15 protein-coding genes are annotated in these 16,009 nt (G+C 62.5%); 4 read left to right on the forward strand and 11 right to left on the reverse strand.

Annotated elements, in window-relative coordinates; genetic code table 11:
• Positions 1-5: 5 nt before the first annotated feature.
• Complete coding sequence (locus tag NKH19_RS18490) at positions 6-1,205, reverse strand: aspartate aminotransferase family protein (protein ID WP_352870201.1); 1,200 nt, start codon at positions 1,203-1,205, stop codon at positions 6-8.
• A 358-nt stretch (positions 1,206-1,563) separates the two neighbouring features.
• On the opposite strand from NKH19_RS18490, the gene NKH19_RS18495 reads away from it, so the two are divergent.
• Complete coding sequence (locus tag NKH19_RS18495; RefSeq protein ID WP_056588322.1) at positions 1,564-2,082, forward strand: GcrA family cell cycle regulator; 519 nt, start codon at positions 1,564-1,566, stop codon at positions 2,080-2,082.
• Between the two features lie 130 nt (positions 2,083-2,212).
• Here NKH19_RS18495 and NKH19_RS18500 read toward each other — a convergent pair whose 3' ends face one another.
• From NKH19_RS18500 to NKH19_RS18510, 3 genes are all read right to left on the reverse strand, one after another.
• Positions 2,213-3,223 carry a magnesium and cobalt transport protein CorA gene (locus NKH19_RS18500; RefSeq protein WP_352870200.1) on the reverse strand — a complete coding sequence of 337 codons (1,011 nt, stop codon included), beginning with the start codon at positions 3,221-3,223 and terminating at the stop codon, positions 2,213-2,215.
• 90 nt (positions 3,224-3,313) lie between these two features.
• On the reverse strand, positions 3,314-4,039 hold the full coding sequence (gene phoU / locus NKH19_RS18505; protein ID WP_352870199.1) for a phosphate signaling complex protein PhoU: 726 nt from the start codon (positions 4,037-4,039) through the stop codon (positions 3,314-3,316).
• A gap of 113 nt (positions 4,040-4,152) precedes the next feature.
• Positions 4,153-5,412 carry an ATP-binding protein gene (locus tag NKH19_RS18510; RefSeq protein ID WP_352870198.1) on the reverse strand — a complete coding sequence of 420 codons (1,260 nt, stop codon included), beginning with the start codon at positions 5,410-5,412 and terminating at the stop codon, positions 4,153-4,155.
• 117 nt (positions 5,413-5,529) lie between these two features.
• On the opposite strand from NKH19_RS18510, the gene ppk2 reads away from it, so the two are divergent.
• On the forward strand, positions 5,530-6,432 hold the full coding sequence (ppk2, locus tag NKH19_RS18515; RefSeq protein ID WP_352870197.1) for a polyphosphate kinase 2: 903 nt from the start codon (positions 5,530-5,532) through the stop codon (positions 6,430-6,432).
• 182 nt (positions 6,433-6,614) lie between these two features.
• Here ppk2 and NKH19_RS18520 read toward each other — a convergent pair whose 3' ends face one another.
• From NKH19_RS18520 to NKH19_RS18530, 3 genes are all read right to left on the reverse strand, one after another.
• Positions 6,615-7,382: an enoyl-CoA hydratase-related protein gene (locus tag NKH19_RS18520; protein WP_352870196.1), complete on the reverse strand. Its 768-nt coding sequence runs from the start codon at positions 7,380-7,382 to the stop codon at positions 6,615-6,617.
• Positions 7,379-8,017 carry an acyl-homoserine-lactone synthase gene (locus tag NKH19_RS18525; protein ID WP_352870195.1) on the reverse strand — a complete coding sequence of 213 codons (639 nt, stop codon included), beginning with the start codon at positions 8,015-8,017 and terminating at the stop codon, positions 7,379-7,381. Before NKH19_RS18525 ends, NKH19_RS18520 begins: the two co-directional genes overlap by 4 nt.
• A 97-nt stretch (positions 8,018-8,114) precedes the next feature.
• Complete coding sequence (locus NKH19_RS18530) at positions 8,115-8,846, reverse strand: helix-turn-helix transcriptional regulator (protein WP_352870194.1); 732 nt, start codon at positions 8,844-8,846, stop codon at positions 8,115-8,117.
• A gap of 259 nt (positions 8,847-9,105) precedes the next feature.
• On the opposite strand from NKH19_RS18530, the gene NKH19_RS18535 reads away from it, so the two are divergent.
• Positions 9,106-9,954, forward strand: a complete 849-nt coding sequence (locus tag NKH19_RS18535; RefSeq protein WP_352870193.1) for an ABC transporter substrate-binding protein — start codon at positions 9,106-9,108, stop codon at positions 9,952-9,954.
• A gap of 39 nt (positions 9,955-9,993) precedes the next feature.
• Here NKH19_RS18535 and NKH19_RS18540 read toward each other — a convergent pair whose 3' ends face one another.
• The gene (locus NKH19_RS18540) at positions 9,994-10,401 is read right to left on the reverse strand and encodes a tellurite resistance TerB family protein (protein ID WP_352870192.1); all 408 of its coding nucleotides are present in this window, start codon (positions 10,399-10,401) and stop codon (positions 9,994-9,996) included.
• Positions 10,402-10,576: 175 nt separating this feature from the next.
• Between NKH19_RS18540 and NKH19_RS18545 the strand changes: the two genes are divergently transcribed.
• Positions 10,577-12,223, forward strand: a complete 1,647-nt coding sequence (locus tag NKH19_RS18545) for a lysine--tRNA ligase (protein WP_352870191.1) — start codon at positions 10,577-10,579, stop codon at positions 12,221-12,223.
• Here NKH19_RS18545 and NKH19_RS18550 read toward each other — a convergent pair.
• From NKH19_RS18550 to NKH19_RS18560, 3 genes are all read right to left on the reverse strand, one after another.
• A complete protein-coding gene (locus NKH19_RS18550) occupies positions 12,189-13,040 on the reverse strand; it encodes a thermonuclease family protein (RefSeq protein ID WP_352870190.1) in 852 nt (283 codons plus the stop codon). The genes NKH19_RS18545 and NKH19_RS18550 overlap by 35 nt on opposite strands.
• An 8-nt stretch (positions 13,041-13,048) precedes the next feature.
• On the reverse strand, positions 13,049-13,699 hold the full coding sequence (locus tag NKH19_RS18555) for a S24 family peptidase (protein ID WP_352870189.1): 651 nt from the start codon (positions 13,697-13,699) through the stop codon (positions 13,049-13,051).
• An 82-nt stretch (positions 13,700-13,781) separates the two neighbouring features.
• Entirely contained in the window at positions 13,782-16,001 is a 2,220-nt protein-coding gene (locus tag NKH19_RS18560) for a 3-hydroxyacyl-CoA dehydrogenase NAD-binding domain-containing protein (protein ID WP_352870188.1), read from the reverse strand.
• Positions 16,002-16,009: the final 8 nt, after the last annotated feature.

Raw genomic sequence — 16,009 nt, forward strand, 5'->3', positions numbered from 1 at the left:
CGGGATTACTTCGCGGCGGCGGAGGCGATCGCCTCCGCCAGGCCCTTGGCGCCGGCGCGGATGCGGTTGAGCGCGTCGTGGATCTCGGCGTCGGTGACGGTGAGCGGCGGCAACAGGCGAATGACGTTGTCGCCGGCCGGAACCGCCAGCAGGTGCTGGTCGCGCAATGCCATGTTCACCTTGGTGTTGGGCATGGCGCATTTGAGGCCTAGCATCAGCCCGGTGCCCCTGATGTCCTCGATGACCTCGGGAAACTCGTCGGCGACCGACGCGAGACCCTGCTTCATCAGCAGCGCCTTGCGCTGGACGTCTTCGAGGAAGCCGTCTTCCAGCACGACATCTAGCACGGCGTTGCCGACAGCCATGGCCAGCGGGTTACCGCCGAACGTGGTCCCATGCACGCCCGCGGTCATGCCGACGGCCGCTTCGTCCGTGGCAAGGCAGGCGCCCATCGGGAAGCCGCCGCCAATGCCCTTGGCGATCGCCATGATGTCTGGCGTAACCCCTGACCATTCGTGCGCGAACAGCTTGCCGGTGCGGCCGATGCCGCACTGGACCTCGTCGAAGATCAACAGCAGGCCGTGCTGTTCGCACAATTGCCTGAGCCGCTTCAGCGATTGCGTCGGCACCGGACGGATACCGCCCTCGCCCTGCACCGGCTCGATCAGGATGGCGGCCGTCTCCGGCGTGATCGCCTTTTCGGCGGCGTCGATGTCGTCGAAACCGACCTGATCGAAACCTTCGACCTTGGGGCCGAAGCCTTCGAGATATTTGTGCTGGCCGCCAGCCGCGATGGTCGCCAGCGTGCGGCCATGGAAGGCGCCTTCGAAGGTGATGACGCGGAAGCGCTCGGGATGTCCATTGACGAACTGGTAGCGCCGCGCCGTCTTGATCGCGCATTCCAGCGCCTCGGCGCCCGAATTGGTGAAGAACACCTTGTCGGCGAAAGTGGCGTCCACCAGCCGCTCGCCGAGCCGGCTCTGCCCCGGAATCTCATAGAGATTGGAGACATGCCAGAGCTTGGCGGCCTGCTCGGTGAGTGCGGCCACCAGATGCGGATGGCTGTGGCCCAGTGAATTGACGGCGATGCCGCCGGCGAAATCGAGATATCGCTCGCCTTTGTCGGTAACCAGCCAGGTGCCTTCCCCGTGGTCGAAGGCCAGGGGTGCGCGAGCAAAGGTCTCGTAAAGCGCCGAACCGCTCATTATATGCGTCTCCGGTACCGGAAAATCAAAAAAGCCGCCAAAGCGGCGGCCTTTGCGGCTTATCCTGTTTTTCGGCCATGAAGTCAACGAAAACGTCGCGTAGTGCCGCGCGGCAAGCCCTCTGACGAGACGCCGGCTCATAAGCGACCGGGCAAGTTGGGGAAAACCGAAAAAACCGATTCGTGTTGCACTTGGGACTCTTGTCACCGAGTCAGCGCATAGAGTAGTTGTAGACGAGAAATAACTAGATTTCGTGCGGCGGACCTAATCACCAGATATATGTGGTGTCTGCCCCGGCAAATATTGCCGGGTTGGGAATGGATTCCGATTGCCGCACGCTTAGCAGGAGCGCGGTCTCATGAACTGGACTGACGAGCGGGTAGAACTTCTCAGGAAACTGTGGTCGGAGGGTCTGAGCGCAAGCCAGATTGCTGCGCAGCTTGGGGGGGTCAGCCGCAACGCGGTCATCGGCAAGGTGCACCGGCTGAAACTGTCGGGCCGCGGGCGCTCGACCGCCACGCCGGCACGCCAGAAGAAGGCGGCGCAAGGATCGACCGTTCAGAAATCGGTATCGCGCGCCGCAACCGCCACGCGCCATGTCACGACATCGATCGGCGCGACTGCCTTGCAGACGCAGTTCGACGCCGAACCGGTGGCACGCCACTACATCCGCCCGGTCGAGAATGTCGTGCTGCCGATCTCACGGCATCTGCAGCTCGTCGAGCTGACCGAGCGGACCTGCAAATGGCCGAACGGCGATCCGCTTTCGGAGGACTTCCATTTCTGCGGCAACGACGCCGCCGAAACCGGCCCCTACTGCAAGTACCACGCCCGCGTGGCGTTCCAGCCGGCATCGGAACGGCGGCGGAGTCGCTGAGCGAATAGCGAATAGCGAATAGCGAATAGCGAATAGCGAATAGAAACGGCTTGGCTTCTGGGACAGGAAGCAAGCCGTTTTGTGTTCGCTATTCGCTATTCGCTACTCCCTATTCGCTATTCGCTCTCTTTCACAGCCACCCATTCTTGCGAAACCGCCAGTAGAGAAACGCGCAGATCAGCGCGATCGTGGCCAGCACCATCGGGTAGCCGTATTCCATCTTCAGTTCCGGCATATCGCTGAAATTCATGCCGTAGATGCCGGCGAGTGCCGTCGGCACCGCCAGGATGGCGGCCCAGGAGGCGAGCTTCTTGGTGTTGGCCGTCTCCTGGCTCTGGCCGACCAGCAGGCTGGCTTCGAAAGCGAACGCCAGCACCTCGCGCAGGCTGTCGATCTTTTCCTGGACGGTGCGGATGTGATCGGTCACATCGCGGAACAGCGGATGCATGGCCGTATGGATCTGCGGCAGCTCGGCGCTGGTCAGCCGGCGGCAGACCTCGACCAGCGGCAGCGCCGCATTGCGCAGGCGCAAAAGATCGCGGCGCAGCATATAGAGGCGCTCGATGTCCGGGCCGGTCATCGGCTTCATCAGGACCTTGTCCTCGATCGCCTCGACCTCGTCCTCGATCTGCTCGAGCACCGGCATGTAATTGTCGACGATGAAATCGAGAATGGCGTAGAGGACGAAATCCTCGCCCTTGGCCAGCGAATGCGGGCAGCTTTCCCAATGCTGACGAACGGCGGCATAGGAGGTCGAAGGGCCGTGCCTGACGCTGACAATGTAGCCGCTGCCGACGAACAAATGGGTCTCGCCGAAGGTGACCCGGCCGTCGATCAGCTGCGCGGTGCGGGCGACAATGAACAGTGCATCGCCATATTGCTCGATCTTCGGCCGCTGGTGCGGGTGCTCGGCATCCTCGATCGCCAGCTCATGCAGGTGAAACTGCGCCTGGACGCGAAGCAGCAGGTTGCGGTCGGGCTCGAGCAGGCCAATCCAGACGACATGACCGGATTTTTTCGCCCATTCGCCGGCTTCCTCGATGGGAATGTCGGCGATGCGACGCCCGGCCGTGTAGACGCCGCAAGCGATAATGCCGGATATCGGCGCAGACGCCGGGGTCAGGTTCCGAACATTTTCCATCACGACCTCCCGAAGCAAATCCACGGACGAGGATAGAGGCAAGCCCGGAAAGCTTAGCTTAATTCGGGTGACGGTTCGAGAGGCGGCCGTTCACTTCACCGGCAGCGTCTCGGAAAGACCGATCTTGTCGGTCTTGTCGCCCTTCGGCCGCTCGGCCGGCAACTGCTCGCCGGTGACGATATAGTAGATGGTCTCGGCGATGTTGGTGGCGTGGTCACCGATACGCTCGATGTTCTTGGCGCAGAACAGCAGGTGCGTGCAGGGCGTGATGTTGCGCGGATCTTCCATCATGTAGGTCAGCAATTCGCGAAACAGCGATGTGTACATGGCATCGATCTGGTCGTCGCGGTCGCGCACGAAGCCGATTTTCTCTACCGAGCGGGATGCGTAGACGTCGAGCACTTCCTTGAGCTGGGTCAGCGCCAGGTTGGCCAGGGCCTCGAGGCCGCGGAACAGGCTGGTCGGCTGGCGTCCGTCGGTGACGGCGACCACCCGCTTGGCAACGTTCTTGGCGAGGTCGCCAACCCGTTCGAGGTCGGCGGAGATGCGAATGGTCCCGACGATCTCGCGCAAATCCGTCGCCATCGGCTGACGCCTTGCAATGATGATGATCGCCTTATCGTCGATTTCGCGTTGCCCTTCATCCAGCACGGCATCGTCGCGGATGACCTTCTCGGCGAGGCTAGGATCGGCATTGACCAAAGCGGCGATTGCCTGCTCGACCATGCGCTCGGCATGGCCGCCCATCGCGGCGATGCGCTTCGACAGATATTTCAGCTCGTCGTCGTAGGCGCTGACGATGTGCACGGACTGCATGGCAATACGCCTTCCCATGGAGTGTTTTGATTTTGAGTCGTTCCTCGAATCCCCGCTGATACGCTAGCCGGATGACAGAAAAAAGAAACAGTCGCCTCTAAACTAGGGCGATATCAGTGCGTCGGCAAATGAACCGAGAAGGCGGCGCCCTTGCCAACCTCGGACTTGATCGAAAGCCTGGCATTGTGGCGCGTCAGGATATGCTTGACGATAGACAGGCCAAGGCCTGTGCCCTTCTGGGTCCGGCTGGTCTCGACATCGACGCGATAGAAGCGCTCGGTGATGCGCGGAATGTGCTCCTCGGGAATGCCGGGGCCAAAATCCCTGATGGTCACGTCGATGCCGGGCTCCGAGCCGGCATCGCCGTGCGCGATCGACACCACCACGCGCCCGCCCGACTGCCCGTATTTGCAGGCGTTCTCCAGGAGGTTCTCGAAAACCTGGAAAAGCTCGTCGCGATCGCCGGGCACATCGAGCGGCCCATCGGCATAATCCCGCTCGATGGCAACGCTGTTTTCCCTGGCCAGCGGTCCGAGTGAATCAATGACGCTGTCGAGTGTCTCGCGCAGATCGACCTCGGTTCCCGGCTTCAGATAAGGCTTCATCTCGAGCCGCGACAGCGACAACAAATCGTCGATCAGACGCGCCATGCGACTGGTCTGGCTCTCCATGATCTGCAGGAACCGATCGCGCGCCGCCGGATCGTTGCGGGCCGGCCCGCGCAGCGTTTCGATGAAGCCGGCGATGGAGGCGAGCGGCGTACGCAGTTCGTGGCTGGCATTGGCGATGAAGTCGGCGCGCATGCGGTCGATCCTGCGCGTTTCGCTCTGGTCCTTGAATACCAGCACGTAGAGATCGGTCGCATGACCGACCGAGGACGCGCTCACCCGGTAAGCCCGTTCGACCGGCAGCTTCTCCGTGTAGTCGACGACATCGGAGGCGACATCGCCCGACAGCACGCCGTCCAGCAGAGCTTGCATTTCCGGCGCCCGGAACTTCAATGACAGCGACATGCCGGGCGCGATCCCGCCGAAGGCGGCATAGGCGGCGGCATTGGCATGCACGATGGTGGCGGTCCGGTCGAAGATGATCAGCGGATCGGCAACGGCGGCCGCAAGATATTCACCGGAGAGCCGCTGCAAGCCGATCGCCTCGATGGCCGCGCCGCTCTCGCTGGATTGGCGCGCGCCGGCGGCCGGCAGCATTGCCGCCGCAAGCAGCAGGAGCAGCGCCGGCAACAGTGCGTAGGCAGAAATACCCGCAAAGGCAAAGGCGATCAGAACAGCGACGACGGCGGCCGCAAGCAGCCAGCGGCTGTTCCACAGCCGGATGGCCAGCGTTTGCGCCATCCCTTTCTGTTCCAGGTCAGCCATTCGCTCGCGCGCCCGCACCACATGCATTCGCCGGTCGCGCGGCGGCGGAAACTTCCGCTGGACCGCTCCGGAGGCTCCCAATAGCATGAGTCCGGAAGCTGAAAAGGGTTCGTCTCGATGAAAAATGCCAAGGAAAGTCCCGCCGCGCCGACTTCGGGCCCGCTGAAGATCAGGATCGACGGCAAGGAGCGGGAGTTCGACATCGAAAATCCCGTGCTTCCCGGCTGGGTCGAGGACAACAAGCTGACCGCCGGCGGCTATCCCTACGACAAGAAGATGAAAAGCGACGAGTATGACGAGACGCTCGAGAAATTGCAGATCGAGCTGGTCAAGGCGCAGGCCTGGCTGCAGTCGACCGGCAAGCGGGTGATGGCGCTGTTCGAGGGCCGCGACGCCGCCGGCAAGGGCGGCACGATCTTCGTGGTGCGCCAGTACCTCAACCCGCGCACGGCACGCAATGTGGCGCTGACCAAGCCGACCCCGACCGAGATGGGGCAATGGTATTTCCAGCGCTATGTCGATCATTTCCCGACATCTGGCGAATTCGTCACCTTCGACCGATCCTGGTACAACCGTGCCGGCGTCGAGCCGGTGATGGGTTTCTGCACGCCGCGGCAGCACGAGCAGTTTCTCGACGAGACGCCGCATTTCGAACGGATGATCTCCAACGAGGGCATCCACTTCTTCAAGTTCTGGCTGAACATCGGCCGGGAAACCCAGCTCGAGCGCTTCCACGATCGCCGCTACAGCCCGCTGAAGAGCTGGAAGTTTTCGCCGATCGACGTTGCCGGCATTACCAAGTGGGACGATTATACAGAGGTGCGCGATACCATGTTCGAGCACACTCACAAGGAGTTCGCACCGTGGATCATCGTGCGGGCCAATGACAAGCGGCGCGCGCGGCTGGCGGTCATGCGGCGCATCCTGTTGTCGCTGCCCTATGACGGGCGCGATCTCGACGTAATCGGCAAGGAGGACAAGAAGATCATCGGCGAAGGGCCGTCGTTTTTGAAAGAATAGGCTGGCCTGGGAACCAGGATTGACGCATTTTGCGCCGCGCAGCCAAGGCCGCGCGGCGATGCTTTTTTCCTCGTCTGTCCTAAAGCGCGTCGCGTCGAAACGGATTCATGCGCCGCGCTTTAGGTCTTTGTTTCCATGCATGTCGTTGTCTCAAAACCGGGGCCACTTTTGAGCGACATGCATCAAGCCGCCAGCCGGGCGATGCGCTGCAATCGCCGCAGGGTCGTGTCGTCCTGCAGCGCCTGCTGGAAAAGCGAAATCTCCTGGTCGATGCGGTCGCATAGTGCCTGCGTGTCCCCCTTCAGCAGGCCGCGCGTCTGCAGCAGGGCGGCGACCGGCTTCTTGACAAGCTGTCTCGCCCGGCCGAGGGCCGCTTCCTCGACGCTGCCGCCCGGCACGATCTCGGCGATGAGGCCGAGCGCCCTGGCATCTTCGGCGCGAAGCGTGTCGCCGAGGCAGAAGAAGCGGAAAGCACCGGCGTAGCCGAGCTTCTGCGGCGCCAGGATGCTGGTCGCCGCATCCGGCACAAGGCCGAAATCGACGAATGGTACCCGGAACGTGCTTTCATCGGATGCGATCACCATGTCGCAATGGAACAGGATGGTGCAGCCGACCCCGACGGCATCGCCGTCGACGCAGGCAAGGATGGGCTTTGGAAATGTCGCCAGCGTGCGGAACAGGTCGGTGACGGCGGCGATCAGTTTCTGGTGCTTGGTGGCGTCGAGGAATTCGGAGAAGTCGCCGCCGAGACAGAAACAGCCTGCCAGGCCGCGCAAAACGACGACGCGCACCTCCTCATTGTCGGCGGCTTCATGGAAGGTCTTTGCTAGGCTTTCATAGGCTCTCCTGTCCAGCACCGGCCGGCCGTCATTCGACGACACGGTGACCACCAGCGTGTGGTTGCGAAGCTCAGGTTGCGGGTGTGTGCCCATGACTGTCTCCGATCTCATGACGCACGCCTTTGCCCGAGCATGTCGGGGTAACCCCTGGTCAGCACGGGCGCAAAATGATTGCGGCGCGAGCGCACCACGTCGAGGGTGTGTTCGTTGAAGGTCAGCAGGGTGGCCACGACCTGCTGGTTGCCATAGGTGCGCTGATAACCCAGCGGGGTCGCCAGGAAATGCAGTTGCAAAGCGCGCAGCACCCACATCGGCTCGAATTCGATGATCACCTTGTCGACGCCGCGCTTCAGCCCCCACTCGACGAAACCGGCGATCAATTCGGTGCCGACGGTTGAAACGCCGCGGCGGCCATCGCGAAAACCGGGAGCCACCGCATAGCGGGTCAATTCCCAGATGTTTGGGCCCGATGGCGGCGTTCCTTCGGAAAGGTCGGTCAAAACCTCGGTCAGCAGATGTGGCCGCGTGGTCGGCAACATCCTTTGATAGCCTGCGACTTCGTCACCTCTGATGACAATCTGATGCACCGCCTCGTCATGATCGAACTGGTCGAGTTCGAGCCCGTCGGGGCGCCGGAGATCGTCCCACCCCATCTCCTCGACGAATATCTTGTAGCGCAGCCGGTGGACGGCCTCCCAAAGATCGGGACGTTCCATCAATTCCTGGGTTGTAAGGGAAAATAGCATTCCGCCGTCTCCTGTGTTCAGAGGAAGATACGGCCGTGCTTCGATGAGAAAATTGCGTGATCGCGTATGCAAGAACTTCTAAGTCGGCACGGCCGACCTAGCTAATGTAGCCGCGCCGTATCGCTTCCGCGACGGCCTGCACCCGGTTGACGGCACCGAGTTTGCTTTTGGCGTTAAGAAGATGTTTCTCCGAGGTGTGTTCGGAGATGCCGAGGATTTGAGAAATCTCCCATTCGGACTTGCCGACGGCGGCCCATTGCAGGCATTCCCGCTCGCGCGGCGTCAGCACGATATGATCGATGGCCTTGCTCGCCATCGTGTGGAGTTGCATGGCGCGGCCAACCGCGTAGGTCGACACCAGCGACACCTGGCCGAACTCGGCGGCGGACAATTCCACGGCCTCCCCGCCCAGCGACACCATGACGATCTGGCCGTCGAGCGTGATCAGCGGGAAGGCCAGTCCATCACGCAGTTTGAAGGCACCGGCATCGCCCATCACTTCGCCGCTGCTCTTGTCTATGCGGATACTCTGCGAGGCCTCGCGCCACTGGAAGGGCGCCTGCAGCTGTTTCATGTGGCTGACGACCGGGTCATGATCGACATAGTTGCGCGCGACATAGCGCTCCAGCCACTCGCCGGGCCAATCGCAGAGAAGCACATGCTGCTTTTGCTGGCCGGCCGGCGTGCCCGGCTGCGGTACGGTTCCCGCCATCAGTGCGGTGAGACCGAAATCCGACGTTATGCCCAGCAGCGTTTCGCAGACCGCCGCCGCCGTCGCGGCGTGCTGCAGTTGGTCTATGAATTCCAGCGTGCGATCGAACTGACCCATCGCAACATCAACCCCATGTTGCCTCATGCATTGCGGCCTATGATGCGTGCCTGAGTTACACTTCGCCACCGACCACGGATTGCAAACCGCATGCTTATTCTGTGGCTCCGACCTCGATCCTCTCACCAAGGCGGCCAAAGCTGATTTGCAAACCGGCTAAATCATATCCTGAAATCGGCGTGTTGAAATCAAAAACCATTGTGCCTGTCCCATTTTCGTACGAAAACCGGTGCGAGCACGACCGCGGCGGAGTTTTATCTTGGCGTTCCAATGGAGATCCTTCGCCCTTGCGATGCTGATCGAATTGCTGTCGTTCGCCGACGGCGCGCGCGCCGCGGCGCCTCAGGTTCCGGTTCTGTGGGATGCCAAGGAGCGGCTGCCCAAGCCGGACCTTTCGGCGCTGCCCCGGCTGAGATTCCTGACGACCACCGATTTCCCGCCCTTCAATTTCCTCGACGGCTCCGGAAAGCTGTCCGGGTTCCACATCGATCTGGCACGTGCCATCTGCGCCGAGCTTGGCATTGTCGAGAAATGCCAGATCCAGGCCTTGCCCTGGGCCGAGCTGGAAGGCGCGCTACGGAAAGGTGAAGGCGAGGCGATCATCGCCGGCATCGCCGCAACGCCGGAATCGCGCGCGACCTATGCCTTCTCGCGCTCCTACCTGCAGTTTCCGGCGCGCTTCATCATGCCGAAGAGCAAGGCGCTGGCCGAACCGATCTTTGCCAAGTTGCGCGGCAAGCGTGTCGGCGTGGTCGCCGGCTCGGCGCATGAGAGCATGCTGCGCGACTATTTCAACACCGTTCAGATCGTCCCCTTCGACAGGCCGGAAAACCTCTATGCCGATCTCAAGGGCGGCAAGCTCGACGCCGCCTTCGGCGACGGCATGCGCCTGGCTTTCTGGCTGGGCGGCTCGGATTCAGCGGGCTGCTGCCGCTTTACCGGCGGCCCTTACCTAGCGCCTGAATATCTGGGCTCGGGCATGGCCATCGCAACCCGGGCGGACAATCCGGCACTGGCCGCCGCGTTCGACTACGCGCTGCAGGAGATTTCGATGAAAGGCACGTTCGCCGAATTTTATTTGCGCTATTTCCCGGTTAATTTTTTTTGATCCGGTCTCCGTCAGGTTTTGCTAGGGAGCTGCGGATATTCAGGTGAGCGTGCGCAGCCGCGCCTTGGCGGCACGGCCGATGGCGGCGACGGTCAGTGTGTCGAGATCGAGCTGACGCCGGATCAGCTGCAGCACCCGCACTTCTTCCATGCGCATTTCGAGATCGACGGCGGCCACCTCGAAGGCCGCGGCGTAGGCGGTGTCGCGCAAGCGCTCGGGCAGGGCCTCGGCGACTTCAGCCAGAACGCCTTTCAGCCCATCCTTTTCGTGCAGTCGCTTCTGGCAGGCCTGGGCGACACCGACCAGCCGGTCGTGGTTGAAATCCTCGAACACCGGCCAAGAGCGGACAACGTCGCCGATCCTGGCCAGTTCGACATCGGTCATGTCGCGATCGGAGGCCGAGGTGATGACCATCAGGTAGATCAGGGCTTCATGCGGCGTCGGCAATTTTTTCTCCTTGAACCGGGCTTCGAAGGTAGGAACGCACTCTCCGCACCGCAAGGAAAAAGCGCCGCACGCGTTGACGCTCCGGCGCTGCACGCCTAGAGACCGGTTGAAAAAACCCTGCTCCGGCCCCGCCTTCGAATGATTTGGGCCGGCGAATGATTTGGAAAACAGTGACATGGCGAGATCAAACATCGTCGATCTCAATCCCGAGGTGCTGGCGGCCGCGGCCGAGAGCAAGGCGTGGCCGTTCGAGGAAGCCAAAAAGATAATCGAACGCTACAAAGGCGCCGACTTTCCCCAAACGATCTTGTTCGAGACCGGCTACGGGCCATCCGGCCTGCCGCATATCGGCACATTCGGCGAGGTGGCGCGCACGTCTATGGTGCGCCATGCGTTCCGCGTCCTGACGCAGGACAAGGTTGCGACCAAGCTGCTGTGCTTTTCCGACGACATGGACGGCATGCGTAAGATACCCGACAGCGTGCCGGACCGCGTCGCACTCGAGCAGCATCTGCACAAGCCGCTGTCGTCGGTTCCCAATCCGTTCGGCGGCGACTATGCGAGCTTCGCCGACCACAACAACGCGATGCTTTGCCGCTTCCTCGACACGTTCGGCTTCGACTACGAGTTCGCCAGCGCGACGCAATATTACAAGTCCGGCCGTTTCGACGCGATGCTGCTGCGCGCCGCCGAACGCTATGACCAGATCATGGCGGTGATGCTGCCGACGCTCGGCCCCGAGCGCCAGGCGACCTACAGCCCGTTCCTGCCGATTTCGCCGAAGAGCGGCCGCGTGCTTTACGTGCCGATGAAGCATGTCGACGCCAAGGCCGGCACCATCACCTTCGACGACGAAGGCACGGAGACCACGCTTTCGATCACCGGCGGCCGCGTCAAGCTGCAGTGGAAGCCGGATTTCGGCATGCGCTGGGCAGCGCTTGGCGTCGACTTCGAGATGTTCGGCAAGGATCACCAGACGAATGCTGTGGTCTACGACCGCATCTGCAACATTCTGGGTGGACGGGCGCCGGAGCATTTCGTCTACGAACTGTTCCTCGACGAGAACGGCCAGAAGATCTCGAAGTCGAAGGGCAACGGGCTGACCATCGACGATTGGCTGACCTATGCGCCGACCGAAAGCCTCGGGCTCTACATGTACCAGCGGCCACGGCAGGCCAAGAAGCTGTATTTCGACGTCATCCCGCGGGCCGTGGACGAGTACTACACCTTCCTTACCGCGTATCCCCGGCAGGACTGGAAGGAACGGCTGGGCAATCCGGTCTGGCATATGCATGACGGCAACCCGCCCGCCATCGACATGCCGGTGCCGTTCTCGCTGCTGCTCAACCTGGTCAGCGCCTCCAACGCGCAGAACAAGGATGTGCTGTGGGGCTTCATCTCGCGCCATACGGTGGGGGTGACGCCAAAGACGCATCCCGAGCTCGACCGGCTGGTGGGCCACGCGATCCGCTATTTCGACGATTTCGTGAAGCCGACGAAAACCTTCCGGCCGGCCGACGAGGTCGAGCGCGAGGCACTGCAAGCTCTCGACGAGGCGCTTGGCGCGCTGCCGGCGGACGCCAATGGCGAAGCGATCCAGAACGCTTCGCTCAACGTCGCGCGCAGGATCGAACGTTATCAGGACCATTCCAAGCAGAGCCCGGAAGGCGGCCCCGGCGTATCGGGCGCCTTCTTCCAGATGATCTACCAGGTGCTGATCGGCCAGGAGCGCGGCCCGCGCTTCGGATCGTTCGTCGCGCTCTATGGCATTGCCGAAACGCGGGCGCTTATTGAGCGGGCGCTGGCTGGTCAGCTGGCTTGAGAACGCCGTCCACCTCTTCCAGGATCGAACTCGGCGCCTGAGGCGCCGGGCTTGGCGCGGCCGGCATTGCCGGCATGCCGGACAGATCGGGCGCCGATCCGAAAATGCCCTTCTTCGCCGTGCGTGCCTTGTCGCCGGCCTCGACATAAGGGCCACCATTGGCGGCGCGCGCCCAGCCGTTTTCGACCAGCCATTGGCCGACATCCTGCTTGCCGATCCGGCATTCGGCGGCGATCAGGTCGCGGCCGCCCTCGGGCGGTACGATGCAGGCCACCGCGCGGCCGCGCAGGAAGGCGCGGAACGCCGTCCGCGCACGGACGCCGCACGGCCAGGATTTGCCGTCATCGCTGCAAATCTCGTCCTGGCTGACGATGTCGATGCCGGAAACCGCGACCGAGTAACCCTTCGCTTCGATCAGGCCGGCGGCCGGCGCGACCGGCTGGAACAGCTTTGTGCCGTTCCAGTCGTCGGGCATTTTCGGCTTGGGCGGCACGGCCAGCGCCAGCTTGCTCAGCGGCTCGCGCGGCTCGACCCGTTCCAGTTCCTCGGCCGGAAGCTCAGGCGGCGCAACGAGGTCGGGATCGATCGCCCTCGAATGCGGCGCAGGCTTCGGCGGCTGTGGATTTGAAATGGCCCATGTGGCCGGTTCTTCGGGCACCATGTCGGCGTCCTCCCGCGCGATCGTATCGGCGCCCGGATCGAGCTGGTCCACCGTGACCACACTGTCGCTTCCATTCAGCGTGCGGCCGCCCGTGACGACCATGGCCGCCATTACCGGGACCATCAGAATCGAAAGGGCGATATGAAGGAGACGCACCAGCCGACCTACTGGCTTGCCCACACAATCCGCGCCACCCATTCTACATCGCGCATGGGAATATCGCGGTCGGGATGATCGGGATTGAGCGAGACCAGCGCGATCGACTTAACGGTCTGGCGCTCGAGCACCTTGGCCATGACCTCGCCGGCAGTGGTTTTGACGACGACGCGATCGCCCTTGCGGGTGATCGCGCCCGGTTCGACGATGAGGATATCGCCATTGCGGTAGAGCGGCAGCATGGAATCGCCCTGCACCTGCAGCGCATAGGAGCTCTCCGTCGATTGCGCCGGCAGTTCGACCAGATCCCAACCCTGACCGGCCGGAAAGCCGGCATCGTCGAAGAAGCCGCCGGCGCCGGCCTGGGCAAAACCGAGCAACGGCACGGAGCTTCCGCGGGCGATCGAGGCGCCATGACGGATCCCGGCCCGGCCTTCGATCAGGCCGGTGAATTCGTCGAGCGAAGCGCCCGTCGCCTCGATGATCTTGGCCAGCGATTCGGTCGAAGGCCAGCGTGGCCGACCATCCGACGACAGACGCTTCGACTTGTTGAAGGCAGTGGAATCAAGCCCCGCGCGCTTGGCCAGACCCGAGGCCGAAAGCGAATAGCGCTCGGCAAGAGCATCGATGGCGGCCCAGACACGGTCATGTGAGAGCATGTCTTGCTCTCCTTCAAACAGGAAAAAATACCTTTTCCGTTCTAACCCCGAGCCACCCTCTTGTCCACAGTCCAGGGCTGCCTCATGCCGCCTTTCTGGTCTCGCCCTTCGCATAGGGATCGAAGCGCTGGTAGAAGCTCTCGTCTTTCTCGGCCATGTCGAGCAGCAGCTTGGGCACCTTGAACTCGGCGCCGTATTTCTTCTGCAGGCCCTTGGCGATCTTGACGAACCCCTTGGCACCGATGCCGTCGATGTAGGACAGCGCGCCGCCGGTGTAAGGGGCGAAACCGAAGGCCAGGATCGAGCCGACATCGGCCTCGCGCGGGTCGGTGACGATACCCTCTTCCATCACCCGGGCCGCTTCCAGCGCGATGGTGACCAGCAGCCGCTGCTGCAGCTCCTCATAGTCGACCTTCTCGGGCGCAAGCTGCGGATAGAGATCCTTGAGCCCCGGCCACAGCTTCTTCTTGGCGGGTTTCGCCGGATAATCGTAGAAACCCTTGCCGTTCTTGCGCCCGAAGCGGCCGTGATCGTCGACCATGGTGTTGATCAGCGCCATCTGCTTCGGATCGACCGCCTTGTCGCCGAGATCCCTGATGGTCTGCTTCATGATTTTCTGGGCAAGGTCGATGGCCGTCTCGTCGGTCAGCGCCAGGGGTCCGACCGGCATGCCGGCGGCTTTCGCGGCATTCTCGATCATCGGCGCCGGGACACCTTCGATCAGCATCTTGTAGGCTTCCGACATGTAGCGCAGCACGCAGCGGTTGACGTAGAAGCCGCGCGTGTCGTTGACGACGATCGGCGTCTTCTTGATGGCGCGGACGAAGTCGATCGCCGCGGCCAGCGCCTTGTCGCCGGTCTTCTTGCCCAAAATGATCTCGACCAGCATCATCTTGTCGACTGGCGAGAAGAAGTGGATGCCGATGAAATTCTTCGGCCGCGCCGAATTCTTGGCCAGCGCCGAGATCGGGATGGTGGAGGTGTTCGACGCAAAGATCGCCGATGGTTTCAACACGGCTTCCGCCTGTTCGGTGGCGCTCTTCTTGACGGCCGAATCCTCGAACACCGCCTCGACAACCAGATCGCAGCCGGCAAGGTCGGCATAGTTGGCCGTCGGCGTGATCAGCGACAGCAATTTGTCCTTGTCCTCCGGCTTGGCGCGGCCCTTCTTCACCTGATCCGAGATCAGGTTGTCGGAATGCGCCTTGCCCTTGGCGGCCGACTCCATGTCGCGATCGAGCAGCACCACCGGAATGCCGGCCTTGGCGGTGACATAGGCGATGCCGGCGCCCATGAAGCCGGCGCCGAGAATGCCGATCTTCTTGAACTTGGTTTCGGGTACGCCGGCCGGGCGGCGCGCGCCCTTGTTCAGTTCCTGCAGCGACACGAACAGCGAGCGGATCATCGCCGCCGCTTCCCTGGTCCGCATGATCTCGGTGAAATAGCGCTGCTCGATGCGCAAGGCGGTGTCGAACGGCACCAGCAGGCCTTCATAGACGCATTTGAGGATCGCGGCGGCGGCCGGATAGTTGCCGTAGGTCTCGCGACGCAGTATCGCGATGGCCGGCGGCCACAGATTGAAGCCGGCGGGCGAATAGATCTGGCCACCGGGCAGCTTGAAGCCCTTCTCGTCCCATGGCGCCACCGGCTTAAGGCCATTCCTGATCATCGCCTTGGCGGTATCGACCAGCCTTGCCGGCTCCGCGATCTCATGGATCAGGCCCATCGACTTGGCCTTTTGCGGCGACAGCGTCTGGCCGGAGGTCAGCATCTGCAGCGCCTGCTGCTGATCGGTCAGCCGCGGCACGCGCTGGGTGCCGCCGGCGCCCGGGAAGATGCCGATCTTCACCTCGGGAAGCGCCATCTTCACCTTGTCGCTATCGGCGGCGACGCGACCGTGGCAGGCCAGCGACAGTTCGAAGGCACCGCCCATGCAGGTGCCGTTGATCGCCGACACCCACGGCTTTCCGCAAGTCTCCAGCTTGCGGAACAGGCCGGTCATGATGCCGGCATTGTCGAACAGCGCCTTGGTGGCCTTTTCGGCGTCCTTTCCCTTTTCAGCGGCGAAGGTCGTCAGCATCTTCTGCAGCAGGGTGATGTCGGCGCCGCCGGAGAACGTGTCCTTGCCGGATGTGATCACCGCGCCCTTGATGGCGGCGTCACCCGTCACGTGATCGACGATGGCGTTCAGTTCCCGCATCGCTTCTTCGGTGAAGACATTCATCGATCGGCCAGGCATGTCCCAGGTGACAAGCGCAATGCCGTCGGCGTCGACGTCGACCGTGAAATTAGTGTAGCTCATTGTTTCTC

The organism is Mesorhizobium sp. M1338, assembly GCF_040318045.1.
GTDB lineage: Bacteria > Pseudomonadota > Alphaproteobacteria > Rhizobiales > Rhizobiaceae > Mesorhizobium.